Consider the following 12,887-nt stretch of genomic DNA (forward strand, 5'->3'; position numbering starts at 1 on the left):
ACCTTTGGTGTATTGGCTTAAATCATAAGCACTAAAAAACTTACCAGTACGTTTTAGATGCTCAAAACTTAACGCATTGACATAGTTCCACACGAAGTTTACTGAACCGCTTAGACGATTCAGCTCTTTTATGTGTTTGTCTTTAATGCGTAGCTTGAGGGTTTTCATATACTTAGTATGCCGAGGTTAATTTCAACTTACAACCCTTTAAGTACTACTCACGACAGTATATGTCGCCTTATATCCACCCCCTGAAGTGGGTGGTTTTACGGCGATAGGTGATAAAAAATGGGGGGTAATTTATTCATTACCACCCCATCTCATAAAACTATTTTATAATAAATTTTTAGTTCAGACTAGACTAGCCAAATAGACCTTGCATACCTGGTGGTAAACCCATGCCACTAGTTGCATTGGCCAAAGTAGTCTCTGACAGCTCATCAGCTTTGGTAACTGCAGCGTTAATGGCGGCAGCAATTAAATCTTCGATTAAGTCTGGCTCATCTTCCAATAAGCTTGGGTCAATGGATATACGCTTAATGACATGACGACCGGTCATGGTGACTTTAACTAGACCGTTACCGGCTTCTGCTTGAACTTCTTTATCAGCCAATTCTTTTTTTGCTTTTTCAACATTGGCTTCCACTTGCTTTTGCATTGCCTGAGCTTGCTGCATAAGGGCTTGAATATTCATGATTACCTCATCAGATTTTTAAAACATTTCGAATTAATCTCTTTATAAGCCTCATTATACTGATAACTTAAGGGGCTGTCTAAAAAGTTATGTTTTAAGCTTGTGACTTAGCTTAAGCTATCTAACCCTCTCGCTAAATCTTTAATAATATCGTCCACCTCTTCTAAACCGACAGAAAGTCGAATAAGGGCCTCAGTCACTCCGGCTTCAGCGCGAGCTTGTTCCGAAACTCTAAAATGAGTGGTGGTTGCAGGGTGAGTCACTGTGGTTTTAGCATCGCCTAAGTTATTGGTAATAGATACCATTTTAGTGCTATCAATAACGTGCCAAGCAGCCGACTGTGGCGTATGATTGCCCACAGCTTTCACCTCGAAGCCCATGATTGCTCCATAGCAGTTTTTACGATGGTGCTGTTGCTTAGCAAGCTCATGCATCGGGTGGCTTGGTAGGCCCGAGAAATGTACCTTTTCAACATTGGGGTGATTGACCAAAAACTCAGCAATTTTGTTGGCATTATCACAATGAGCTTGCATGCGTAAATTTAAAGTCTCTAGACCTTTGATAAATACCCAAGCATTAAAGGGACTCATGCTAATGCCGCCAGAACGAACCACAACGAAAGCTTGCTGCATCAGCTCTTCACTACCGACCAAGGCACCGCCCAGGACTCTGCCTTGACCATCAATGTACTTGGTCGCCGAATGAATCACCACATCTGCCCCAAATTCTAAAGGACGCTGAATGGCGGGGGTAGCAAAGCAGTTATCTACCACAAATAACGCACCGTGAGCATGGGCAATAGCGCTGATTGCTTTCATATCCGCAATCTGGCCTAATGGGTTACTGGGTGTCTCACAAAATAATAAACGGGTATTGGGCTCAATCGCTTGTTCCCAAGCTTTATTATCAAAGCAATCCACATAGGTGACACTGACGCCAAACTTACCCATAAAGTTATTAAACAGACCAACCGATGAGCCAAATAGCTGTTTGGCAGCGACGATATGATCGCCTTGTTTCAGATAAGCCAAACACATGGTCAGAATAGCCCCCATACCCGAGGCTGTTGCTACAGCACGCTCTCCACCTTCTAAGGCAGCCAGTCGACGCTCAAAAGTGCGCACGGTTGGGTTGGTGTGGCGGGAGTAGACGTTGCCAGTCTTCGACCCATTAAAGTGAGCAGCGGCATCAGCAGCCGACTGATACACATAAGAGCTGGTGGTATAAATAGGATCATTATGCTCGCCCTCATCGCTGCGATGTTGCCCTGCACGGACAGCAATGGTCTGCATAGCATAGTCTTGACTTAAATCTAAAGCATCATTGGTCCAGTTATCATCCAGTTGATTGCTTTGAGGGGTAGCAGGTTGAGGGGTGGCAGAGGCTTGAGCGGTGTTTTGATTGTCATGGGTCATAGTATTATCTATTATGGTTATTAAGGATTGGTAAAAAAAATTGGCTTAACTTTTAAAAGCTTTATGAAAATAAAAGTATTTTAGCAATATATCACTGTTTTTTTATCGTTTTCGGATTTCTATTGTAAGCTAACGCTATTCTATTTTTAAATTAATAAAAAATTCAATTCATGCTAGGGAGTACTGCTATGAGCACAAACAACTCATCTACCCACTCAGGTTTAGAGTCAACCACTAATTCGAGTCAACCGAAGTCGGTCAGCTTTTTGGGCCTTGGTGCCATGGGGCATCATATGGCCAAACATTTGGTGGGCAAGTTTGATACTGTTATGGTCTGGAACCGAACTTCTGACAAAGCAGAGGCTCATGCCAAAGAGTTTGGCACTCTAGCCGTTACCTTACAGCAAGCAGTGACCGCAGATGTCATCTTTTCATGCCTGCCTACCAGCAATGTGGTAGATGAAGTTATTGAGCAAGCCCTACCTTATTTATCCGCCAATAGCGTCTGGGTAGACTGTACCAGCGGAGTTCCTGATCAGGCAAAAGCCAGTCAAGAGAAACTAAAAGCAATTGGCTGTGAATTTTTGGACGCCCCGGTTTCTGGTCAAACTTCGGGAGCTGATAGCGGCACATTAACGGTGATGGTCGGCGGTTCTGCTGAAGCTCTGGCTTATGCCAAACCGGCCATTGAATGTTTTGCAGGCCTAATTGTCCATGTCGGCGACTCTGGAGCGGGCTTTGCGGTCAAAGCGGTTAACAACACCTTATTTGCCATTAATGCCTGGGCTGCTGCTGAAGGGTTGTCTGTTTTAAAAGCACATGGCGTCAACCCTTCAGATGCCTTGGCCTGCATCAATAAGGCCAGTGGCCAAAGCTTTGCTACCTTAGCCACCTTCCCAGATCGAATCGTAAACCGCGCTTTTCCTAAAACCTTTACCATAGACTTAATGGCCAAAGACTGTGGCATTGCTATTGACTTACAAACGCAGAAGAAAGTTCCAACACCAGTGATGGCACAAGTGGCCAGCTTAGTTCGAGCCGCCAGCAACCAGCATGAGCCTGGTGCGGCGGATTTCTCAGAGTTTGCTAAATTTTATGAGATGATGAGTGGCATCGATATTAAAGATGACAAATAGGCTTAGTTTAAGCTATTTATAGCCCTATCAAATCGTAAATACCATATCCATCACAGCACCATTAGGGGGAGGCTTACAAAAAGAGACTCCCCTTTATTATTGATTAAACATTTTAGCAACTTTATTACGCTTTAGACTGCGGTAAAATACTTTTATTTTATACCGTTATATTTACTGTCTTTTTTATTGATTTTTTGTAGCAAAAATTATCATAGACCCTTAGTGCTCTAAATCTAGCTTTTCATAAACTTAATACTTTTAAACTTCGATTTATTTATATAAAACCTAGCTTTTAGAAAATTTAGCCTTAGAAGAAATAAGTGACAGTGTCTTTCTAGTACAGTGAGCTTTTATAAAGGTACAAGACTTTGAGCCCTTTTTTTATTAACAGTCCTGACACCCCTACTTCAGCCAGCCCATCTTTTATGAGCCATTTCACGTTGGCTAAGATTCAACAAGGTATGTGGGCTACTTTTTGTCATATGCAGCGCATAACTGATAAAAAAATATCACTGCTTAGGCTAATTTTGTCAGGTCTTTTTATTGTAGCTCTTAGTGCTTGTAGTACTCTACCTAAGACCCCTCATATTGCCAAAAGTATTGAGCTGACTAAATCTATTAATACTCACTATGATAATAAATCGAACCGACCCTCTTTATACCCTATACAAGCCCAATTAGTAGAGTCTATTACACAACAAAAACGCTCCCACCCAAACCTCTCAGGCTACCACCCTATTGTTACCGGAGCCGATGCTTTTGCTGCCCGTAGTGAACTTACTGATCTGGCCACTGAAAGCATCGATGTACAATATTATATTTGGCATAACGACCAAGCAGGTCAACTGTTATTAAAGCAGTTATGGCAAGCCGCTGACCGCGGAGTGGTGGTTCGTTTTTTATTGGATGATTTTAATAATAATGCTGCTCTAGATAAGCATCTCATACGCTTTGCCAGTCACCCTAATATTGCAGTGCGTCTAATTAACCCTATGGCTTTTAGAAAATTTCAAACATTAAACTACTTTACACACTTAAGGCGCATCAATCATCGCATGCACAATAAAAGCATGACCTTCGACCGTCACCTAAGCATTATAGGGGGGCGAAATGTGGGAGACGAGTATCTTAGCAATAATACAAACAGTCAGTTTGCCGACTTAGATGTGCTACTGATAGGCGATGTGGTACAAGATATCAATGAAAGTTTTGAGCAATATTGGCGCTCGCCCATCTCCTACGATATAGAAACCTTGGTCAAGAAAAAAAGGCACAAGCTGCCAGTCAATGCCTCAAACGACCCTGAGACCAATACTAAAAACTTCATTGCCAGCCTAAATAAAATTTATCCTGAAAAATCAATGGCTAACTCTGACGGGTTAAGTGTGTATAATCGCGCTGTAGAAAGATCAACTATAGACTCTGATTTAATCAATCAACAAGTGCCTTTTCGCTGGGCAAAGATGACTTTTTTAAGTGATGATGTTGAGAAGCTGTTAAAAAATACGCACCCTGAAGTACATCTGGTGGCTCAATTAAGAGACTTATTAGGGACACCGACACAGAACCTCTCTATTGTCTCTTCTTATTTTGTGCCTACAAAAGATGGGGTCAATACCTTAATCAAACTTGCACAACAAGGGGTAAAGGTTAGAATACTGACCAACTCATTCAATGCCACCGATGTCTCTGCGGTTCATGCGGGGTATGCTCAGTGGCGTATTCCTCTATTGCAAGCCGGTATAGAGATATATGAGCTGAAAGCTATAGCCTCTAAAGAAGATAGAGAAAACAAGCTATGGCGTGCCCGCTCACAGTCCTCAACCAGTCTGCATGCCAAAGCTTTCGCGGTAGATGATCACAGCGTGTTTATTGGCTCATACAATGTAGATCCTAGGTCAGCCAATATTAATACCGAGATGGGCGTGGTGATTGAGGATGATGAGTTGGCCCTGAAACTGCATAAAGCCATTAGCGATGACTTATTAAATCAAGCCTATAAAGTGGTTTTAACCGACCAAGGTCGTCTACAGTGGCAGACTTTGGAGAACAGCCAAATGATTTATCACAACAAAGAGCCTCATATTGATCTGGTAGATTCGCTATGGATAAATATTATGTCCTCGCTGCCGATTGATTGGCTGTTGTAGTAGAGTTAGCCATAAATTCATAAACTATTGTGTATTTTGACTGCAAAATAATACGCCCAATTAATATTTATTACGTGATACAACTATTATGCCTTTTGTTGCCTTATCCGACTCATCCAGCTCAGTTTCACTAAAAAAGCTAATGATCATATGTGCCAGTAACGCCGTCACTTACTTTGATTTTTTGATCTATCTGTTTATGGCGGACATTATCAGTAGCACTTTTTTTCCAGCCAATGATGATCCGATCTTAGCTAACATGCAGGTATTAAGCTTATTCATTGCAGGCTATCTTACCCGCCCTATCGGAGCTATTCTCCTTGGTCGTTATGCAGATGTAAAAGGTCGACGCCCGGCTTTATTGATCAGTATGTCCTGTATCGCCCTAACCGCTTTGATTACGACTTGCCTGCCCACCTATGCGCAAGTTGGCATATTGTCCCCTATTCTCTTTTTCATCGCACGATTGTTTCAAGGGATGGCCTTTGGGGCTCATACCCCTCTCGGTTGGGTTTATATTGCAGAGTACGTTAATAAACGAAACTTAGCCACTTTTTTGAGCTTTGTCACCGCCAGCTTTATGCTAGGCGAGCTGGGATCCATCCTACTGTTTGAGATTATTACCTCGACTCACACCCGAGATCAGTTGATTGAAAGTGGCTGGCGTATTCCCTTTGTCTGGGCCGCCCTATTTAGCTTTGTGGTGCTACTACTTTTACAAACCATTAATGAAACCCCAATTTTCACTCGGCAACAAAACAAACAAACGTTCGTGCCTAAATTATCTGAACTAGGGCCCTACTTTAAGCGCTTTAATGCCATATTTTTGGCATTGATCATAACTTTTATTATTGCCAGTTTAACCATGGTCATCGCTCTGCTATTACCTGATCTTGTCTCTATGAGATTTAGTATTGATGACTCTATGTTAAGACTCTCAAATAACTTAAGCTTATTATTCATGATGATTGGCTGTGTGTTTTATGGGTTAATTGCGGATAGAAGTGGTACTGGTAAAGCGATGATGATAGGTTCAGCCGCCTTGATGCTACAGGCCTTAGCTTTCTTTTATCATCTAGAGTATGGCGGCGGCAGTTACATCCTGTTTATGTACGCTATTTTGGGATTTTGTGCCGGTATTATCAGCTTAGGGTTAGTAATTTTAGTGCAGCTATTCCCTACCGAAGTTAGAGTAACGGCTCTGTCTTTGACCTACAACTTGATGTACGCTCTAGTCGGTCTAACCTTACCTTTTGGTTTGGGATATGCCACCAATTTGGTCAGCTTTTCACCTGCGCTGTATATCATCTTCGTCAGTCTGGTAACTTTTATAATCGGGCTTTATATTTATCGCTTACCAAAATTTAAAGATTTAGATGAATCGATCAAACTGTAGTCAGTTATTATTAACTCGTATACTTAGGACTTAATCTTTCATATGAGCCAACCTGCTTTGCAAAACATCATGACTCACAAACGCCTTTCAATTGCTCCGATGATTGATTGGACCACCACAGATTATCGTTTTTTTGCCCGTCTGTTTAACCCCCATACCTATCTCTATACCGAGATGATCTCAACCGGGGCTATCTTGCATGGCAATACCGATCGTTTGCTGCGTTTTGATAGCAGTGAACATCCTTTGGTACTCCAATTGGGCGGAGCAGATATCTCTGAGATGACCCAATGTGCAATTGAGGCTCAAAAACGCGGGTTTGACGAGGTGAATATCAATGTCGGCTGTCCTTCTGATAGAGTACAGCACAATAAAATTGGGGCCTGTCTTATGGCGGAGCCTGATACCGTCGCAAGCTTAGTACGCCATATGCAAGCTGAAATAGACATTCCTGTCACGGTAAAACATCGTATTGGTATTGACGAATACGATAGCTATCAGTTTATGAAAGACTTCGTAGAGGCCAGTGCCGAAGCCGGCTGTCAGCGTTTTATTGTGCATGCACGAATTGCTTGGCTAAAAGGCTTGAGTCCGAAAGAAAACCGTGAGATTCCGCCGCTAAGATATGAAGATGTCTATCGCTTAAAACAAGAAATGCCAGAGCTTCAAATTGAGATTAATGGTGGAATCGACAGCGTTGAGCAAATCAAAACCCATTTGCAGCAGGTAGATGGCGTAATGATTGGCCGAGCGGCATACCATAATCCTTATCTGTTGGCTGAGGCTATGCAGTTATGGGGAGAGCACCCCCCAAGTAGAGAGCAGATTTTAGAGCAGCTTTATCCTTACTTAGAACAGCAAGTGACCAATGGAGAGCCTCTAACCTCTATTGCGCGCCACTTATTAGGCTTATTCCAAGGCCTGCCAGGAGCGCGTAAATGGCGACAGGCCTTAAGCGGCAAGCAGCAACTAACCGTTGCTGAGATTAAAGCTGCCGGTGATGCCACCTTAAAGCTGATAGAAAGCTCAAAACAACAAGATTAATTCTCTAAGCAAAAAAAAGGCCCCACACTGAAGATAGTGTGGGGCCTTTTTTATAGGACGCGGTAGAATCAAAACAAATCAAATAAAGCGCTCATTAAACAAAGTGTTAACTGACTATAAGATACATCCACATAGCCAATCCATTATTAATGACATGCAGTAAAATAGGGACGTATAAGGAGCCTGACCGAGACCTAGCATAACCTAATAACATAGCCAGTATAAAGATGACGCTCATTTCATAAAATTCGTACTGCAAATGAATAATCGAAAATAAGATACTGGTAGTAATAGTGGCTACCCACGCACCTTTACTCCCCGCAAATTGCTCGCGTACCGCACTCCATAAGATACCGCGAAACATCACTTCTTCATATATCGGGGCAATAATAACCATAGTCACAATTAGCAACCACTTAGGATTGGCACTGTCATATAAATCATCAACAAAGGCAGTAGGGTTTTTCTCCAAAATATAGGTTAAGGTTTCTGTGCAAACCACAAACAGCAGCCATAACCCAATAAAGCCAATCGCGACGTTCACTGCAAAAGGCTTAAACCCTAAATAGTTAACAACCCTATAATTGATACTAGCGTTTTTGAAATCGGCTGGCATTACCGATGCAGATGAGACGCTATGAATACGCCACCTCACTATCGCATAGATAATTGCCAACAATGCCGCTAGGGTAAACATCATGGCATAGCTGGTTACCGTCCCATCAAAGCTACCCATACCAAATCGCTGAGCAGTGGTTAATGGAAAATCATTAAAAACCACGGGGGCAAACAGATAGATACCTAGAAGCTGCAAAGCTAAAAACAGCCCGATTATGCCAATGAAAAGGAGCACAACCCCAGGCTTAGTGAAGAGCTTGAAAGGTTGTGCCACTTCAACGGTTTCTGGGATTGGCTGGGTAACAGGTTTATTGGACATAGTAGGAACTGCTTTTATTCAACAGTTAAGCCTGCTCAGCAATGGTAGCTAAGATTAACTGAGCCACCGAGTCAGGATACTCTAGAGGGAACATGTGCCCGCCTGCATGTAACTTAAAAGGAATAGATAGGCGACGTCTGACTTTATGCGGAAAGCCCATTTCATAAAATCGACTGCCATCGCCTATTAACAAAGTCACTGGTTTCTTAGGCGGCTTATTAGGTTTGAGCCAATACAGGGAGGGATTGGTACGAAATACGGCCACTTCAGCTTCTTTAGGAATGGTTAAAGTCACTGTGCCATCTTGTTGATCTCGTAGCCCATGCTGTAAATAGCCTTCAAAGGTGCGATCATCAAAGTTTTTGAAAAAACTCTTTGGACGTAACAACTCATGAGCCTGCTCACGACTGTCCCAAACATCTCGGCGGTTTTTGGAAATACCAGCAGGAGACATTTTATCGGCTGTTTTTTGTGAAAGTGATTTAGCAGCGTGCCACAAGAAATTATCTTTACCGTAAATAAGCGGTGGATCCATCAATACCGCCTGAACAAACAGTTTGGGCTTACGATAAATGGCCTGTAAGGTACATAAGGCCCCTAAAGAGTGGCCTAAACCTATCACAGGTACCTTATGCTTTTTAACCAACTGCTGCACACTATCAATCACTTGATTGGTCAAGCTCTTCCAGTGATTATCAATAGCGTGCGTAGGCTGTCCTTGCTCATCAAAACCTAAAACTGGAATATACTCAACCGTGAAGTGCTGTTGTAGCACTTCAAATATAGGCTGATAAACTCGGCTTGGCATACCGTTGGCATGGGCAAAATGAATCACCGGCTTACCCGTCACTTTTGAAACGGGTAGCCTTGAAAAGTCCATATTTAATGACACATTTGAAGTTGTTGACATTTATCTCATCTCAGCTGAAGTTTGTTCTTCTGGTAATAGCTTCAACTCCACTGATGAGCCAATACCAGACCCTAATTGCAGCGCGAAGTTATTTAAGAACATTCTCATCGGATCTACAGGGGTGTAATCAACAACATTATCTAATTTAAGCTCTTTCTCTAGCGTCATTAAACTCCCCTTTTTATCAGCTAAGCCTAAGTCAATGGCTTGCTCACCCGTCCAAAATAGGCCGGTGAAAAGTTTGTTTTGCTCTGGGTCTTTTAGCTTATCGCCACGACCTTGCTTAACGGCATTAATGAAGTGCTTATGAGTATTATTTAAAACACCCTCGACGTGTTGTTGTTCGTAGTCGCTTAACTCACGGCTTACACTTAAAATATCTTTATATTCGCCCGCTGTCAAAGTGGTGTCTTTAACACCTAACTTGTCCATAAGACCTTCGACATTATAACCTGGCATGATAACCCCAATGGAGCCCACTAAGCTTGAGGGGTTAACATAGATTTCATCGGCAGCAGAAGCGATATAATAAGCGCCAGAAGCTCCCATATCACCGATGACCGCATATAGCTTTTTCTTGGGATACTCTTTACGCAGCTCCATCATAGTTTGCCATATCTCATCGGACTGAACAGGCGATCCACCCGGAGAGTTGATATTTAAAACCACGGCTTTTGAGCCCTTAGACTTAAAGGCTTCTGTTAAAGCGGCACTAATATCGTATGAATTAGCAACATCGTCAGGCCCGATAACTCCTTTAATATCTACCACTGCAAGGTGCGGCTTAGTCACATCTACACTACTAATGCTTTCAGTGGGGGAACAGCCACGACTGAGCATAAAAAACAGCAGTAGTAAAGTAACTAAACTAAGCACCTTAGAAATCACACGCCATCGACGAGCACGACGCTGCTCTTCAATGCTGGCCATTAGCGTTTTTTCTAATAAATGCCACTCACGGCCGCCAGAACTTACAGTTAATGGTCGTGAAGCCTGTGGTGATTTATTATTGGAATTATTTGGAGCCGGATTGTTTTCAGGAGCTTTATTGGGATCTGGTGGCCAGTTTGACATATAAAATGTGAATCCTACTTATCGATTGATGTGTTTATTGACTAATTGACTTACTTTTTTTAAGTTAAAGCTTTTTTTAAGTTAAAGCTTTTTAAGCCTTTTAGGTAAATACCAATTCGAAAATTAAATTAGTTTTCGACCTGATTTTGAGCCTTAAAACCTCAGTCAATTATAAGCTTAATACCATACCTGACCTGGTCATAGTTTGTCACCGGTAATTCTGTAAAATATTAATTCATATCTTAATTTTATTTAGTCAAGAGTTTAGGGTATGAGCGAAAAACCCCATAAATCTGTTTAAGCCACCCTAAGGCTGCTGCCAATACAAATAACTTTCTTTTAAAGGCAAGGTGGCTGAGGCCTGACTTTCCCCTATAATTCTCCATTGCTTCGGTGAAAAGTTATCTACCATTGATTTTTGTACCACAGACTGCGAGGGGGTTAGCCAGTAACCCCACTTATCTGTATTTGGTGACTGAAAATTGTTGCTCTTCAATAATTGTTGAGAGTCACACATTAATTGCCAAAGCTGAGCCAGTTGTGGCTTGGTACTACTATAAATTACAGCTTTATTCTGTGGATTAAGCACTTGAACATCACGGTCTATACCCTCTATCCGAGCTTTACCCCTCCTCTCGCTAGCGTCAAATAGCTTTTCAGTTTCACCTTGCTCACTAAGATAGATAGCTTGACTGCTAGCTATCTGTATCGCGCAGTCCCAAACTCTGCTGTCTTTCACTTGCTCCCAACCTGTAAGCACCCTTAGTGATAGCTGGTCAAGCTCTGCCTCTGCGCTCAGCGGTCTAGCTTCTGAATATTCAGGCCAATACTTAGTCGCCTGACAGCTTTGAGCTTGTAGCGAGGAGCCAGCTAAAGCCTTTTTAATACTTAGCTTATGAGCTGACAGCCCTGCCTGCCAATAGTAGGAGATAGGCAAAGACTGATTAAGGCTCGCTACTACAGGTTCCAAGCTAGTCGTTACCGTTTGAACAATGACTCCCGTTAATTGGTCAACATTTTGCTGTTTTAACTTATCATATAAGTCTTGAGAAAGTTGTGTCTGCTGTCTCAGAGCCAAATCTTCGTTTACTGTTTTATACTGCTTTTCATAGCTTGAAAGTAGCAGCCAAGCCTGCTGTTTATGTTGTATTAAATTGGCAGCATAATTAAAGTTTTTTGGATTTAACACTGTGATATGCACTGAGTCTTTGGTTAAATCCTCGCTGGCATACACCATTGTAGTAATGGCCAGCAGTGGCACAGCGGAAAGCGCCCGACTCAACATAGACTTAGGTAACATCCAAGGCAATGCCATGAGCAATAAAAGCCCCATTACTGGCAAACTCATCTCGCTATACAGCCAGCCACTTTGTTGAAAGGTCTGCTGTAACAGCTGCAGCAGTGTATGCAGTTGATCTAGTATCCAAAACAGCAGGGACCACAGAGCAGCAGACAAAGCATTGGTTGGGTTCATGACAAACAGTACACTGGCCAAAAGGTTAATAGGCACAATGATTGAGTCAAACAAGCCTATGGCAAATAAATTAATCACAAATCCCCAAAGCGATACTTTACCGAACAGCCATAAGCTAATAGGCAACAAGGCGACCGACATCCAAAGCTGAATTTTAAATAAAGCTATCAATTGCTGCTTAGCCTTATCTGCTAAACCTGCTGGCTGCATATCTACTCGTTGCCAGCGCTGACTATAAGCGACCAACACTGCTACCGCCACAAAAGACAACCAAAATCCCGCTTGCCATAGTACAAACACATCGGCCCACGCCATGGCCACTGCCAATACCAGTAATACCAATTCCACAAAATAATATACAATATAACCAACTCAACAACATAATAGAATCATATGCCGAAAAAAACCCCTAGAAACCATAAACTCACAGACCACGATTTTCTGCAATTATCTAAAACAGAAGGCAGTGCCAGAGCGCGAATAAGACTACTCATGCTGCATCAACTGAGTCAAGGTCATCCTATAGCGACCGTAGCAGAGAACTTTGGCTATAACCCTAGAAGCGTCTATACCATAAGAAGGAAATACTGGTTGCATGGTATCACTAGTGTCTATGACGCAGCTGGCAGAGGCAGAAAGAGTCTTTTAGCAGAAAAA

General features: G+C 42.3%; 11 protein-coding genes and 1 pseudogene. 5 read left to right on the forward strand and 7 right to left on the reverse strand.

From position 1 onward, the window contains the following. The 3 genes and pseudogenes from A1019T_RS13665 to A1019T_RS07555 all read right to left on the reverse strand — a co-directional run. A pseudogene (locus A1019T_RS13665) lies at positions 1–168 on the reverse strand (RNA-guided endonuclease InsQ/TnpB family protein); the annotation flags it as partial. Positions 169–361: 193 nt separating this feature from the next. After that, complete coding sequence (locus A1019T_RS07550; RefSeq protein ID WP_077451108.1) at positions 362–694, reverse strand: YbaB/EbfC family nucleoid-associated protein; 333 nt, start codon at positions 692–694, stop codon at positions 362–364. A gap of 107 nt (positions 695–801) precedes the next feature. Next, on the reverse strand, positions 802–2,109 hold the full coding sequence (locus tag A1019T_RS07555) for an O-succinylhomoserine sulfhydrylase (protein WP_279626177.1): 1,308 nt from the start codon (positions 2,107–2,109) through the stop codon (positions 802–804). 188 nt (positions 2,110–2,297) lie between these two features. On the opposite strand from A1019T_RS07555, the gene A1019T_RS07560 reads away from it, so the two are divergent. The 4 genes from A1019T_RS07560 (at position 2,298) to dusA (ending at position 7,835) form a co-directional block, all read left to right on the forward strand. Then, positions 2,298–3,245: an NAD(P)-dependent oxidoreductase gene (locus A1019T_RS07560; protein ID WP_077451109.1), complete on the forward strand. Its 948-nt coding sequence runs from the start codon at positions 2,298–2,300 to the stop codon at positions 3,243–3,245. Positions 3,246–3,727: 482 nt separating this feature from the next. Further along, positions 3,728–5,395 carry a phospholipase D family protein gene (locus tag A1019T_RS07565; protein WP_077451117.1) on the forward strand — a complete coding sequence of 556 codons (1,668 nt, stop codon included), beginning with the start codon at positions 3,728–3,730 and terminating at the stop codon, positions 5,393–5,395. Positions 5,396–5,594: 199 nt separating this feature from the next. Next, positions 5,595–6,791 (forward strand): MFS transporter, encoded by a 1,197-nt coding sequence (locus tag A1019T_RS07570; protein WP_244156574.1) that lies wholly within the window; start codon positions 5,595–5,597, stop codon positions 6,789–6,791. Between the two features lie 42 nt (positions 6,792–6,833). Further along, positions 6,834–7,835, forward strand: coding sequence for a tRNA dihydrouridine(20/20a) synthase DusA (gene dusA / locus A1019T_RS07575; protein WP_077451111.1), 1,002 nt, complete (start codon positions 6,834–6,836; stop codon positions 7,833–7,835). Between the two features lie 106 nt (positions 7,836–7,941). On the opposite strand, the gene A1019T_RS07580 is transcribed toward dusA, so the two are convergent. The 4 genes from A1019T_RS07580 to A1019T_RS07595 all read right to left on the reverse strand — a co-directional run bounded on the left by A1019T_RS07580 (position 7,942) and on the right by A1019T_RS07595 (position 12,578). Further along, on the reverse strand, positions 7,942–8,772 hold the full coding sequence (locus A1019T_RS07580) for a CPBP family intramembrane glutamic endopeptidase (RefSeq protein WP_077451112.1): 831 nt from the start codon (positions 8,770–8,772) through the stop codon (positions 7,942–7,944). Between the two features lie 25 nt (positions 8,773–8,797). Further along, the gene (locus A1019T_RS07585) at positions 8,798–9,652 is read right to left on the reverse strand and encodes an alpha/beta fold hydrolase (RefSeq protein WP_167366851.1); all 855 of its coding nucleotides are present in this window, start codon (positions 9,650–9,652) and stop codon (positions 8,798–8,800) included. A gap of 30 nt (positions 9,653–9,682) precedes the next feature. Beyond that, the gene (sppA, locus tag A1019T_RS07590; RefSeq protein ID WP_077451114.1) at positions 9,683–10,756 is read right to left on the reverse strand and encodes a signal peptide peptidase SppA; all 1,074 of its coding nucleotides are present in this window, start codon (positions 10,754–10,756) and stop codon (positions 9,683–9,685) included. 307 nt (positions 10,757–11,063) lie between these two features. Beyond that, on the reverse strand, positions 11,064–12,578 hold the full coding sequence (locus tag A1019T_RS07595; RefSeq protein WP_077451115.1) for a ComEC/Rec2 family competence protein: 1,515 nt from the start codon (positions 12,576–12,578) through the stop codon (positions 11,064–11,066). 45 nt (positions 12,579–12,623) lie between these two features. On the opposite strand from A1019T_RS07595, the gene A1019T_RS07600 reads away from it, so the two are divergent. Next, positions 12,624–12,887: helix-turn-helix domain-containing protein (locus A1019T_RS07600; RefSeq protein ID WP_143514050.1), on the forward strand; the 264-nt coding region annotated here is incomplete at its 3' end.

The sequence above is a fragment of the Psychrobacter piechaudii genome, assembly GCF_900162825.1.
Classification (GTDB): domain Bacteria; phylum Pseudomonadota; class Gammaproteobacteria; order Pseudomonadales; family Moraxellaceae; genus Psychrobacter; species Psychrobacter piechaudii.

Excerpts from the sequence above, each read along its gene's own strand:
- A1019T_RS07550 (WP_077451108.1), bottom strand. The coding sequence starts at position 694 with ATGAATATTCAAGCCCTTATGCAGCAAGCTCAGGCAATGCAAAAGCAA.
- A1019T_RS07555 (WP_279626177.1), bottom strand. The coding sequence starts at position 2,109 with ATGACCCATGACAATCAAAACACCGCTCAAGCCTCTGCCACCCCTCAA.
- A1019T_RS07560 (WP_077451109.1), top strand. The coding sequence starts at position 2,298 with ATGAGCACAAACAACTCATCTACCCACTCAGGTTTAGAGTCAACCACT.
- A1019T_RS07565 (WP_077451117.1), top strand. The coding sequence starts at position 3,728 with ATGCAGCGCATAACTGATAAAAAAATATCACTGCTTAGGCTAATTTTG.
- A1019T_RS07570 (WP_244156574.1), top strand. The coding sequence starts at position 5,595 with ATGGCGGACATTATCAGTAGCACTTTTTTTCCAGCCAATGATGATCCG.
- dusA (WP_077451111.1), top strand. The coding sequence starts at position 6,834 with ATGAGCCAACCTGCTTTGCAAAACATCATGACTCACAAACGCCTTTCA.
- A1019T_RS07580 (WP_077451112.1), bottom strand. The coding sequence starts at position 8,772 with ATGTCCAATAAACCTGTTACCCAGCCAATCCCAGAAACCGTTGAAGTG.
- A1019T_RS07585 (WP_167366851.1), bottom strand. The coding sequence starts at position 9,652 with ATGGACTTTTCAAGGCTACCCGTTTCAAAAGTGACGGGTAAGCCGGTG.
- sppA (WP_077451114.1), bottom strand. The coding sequence starts at position 10,756 with ATGTCAAACTGGCCACCAGATCCCAATAAAGCTCCTGAAAACAATCCG.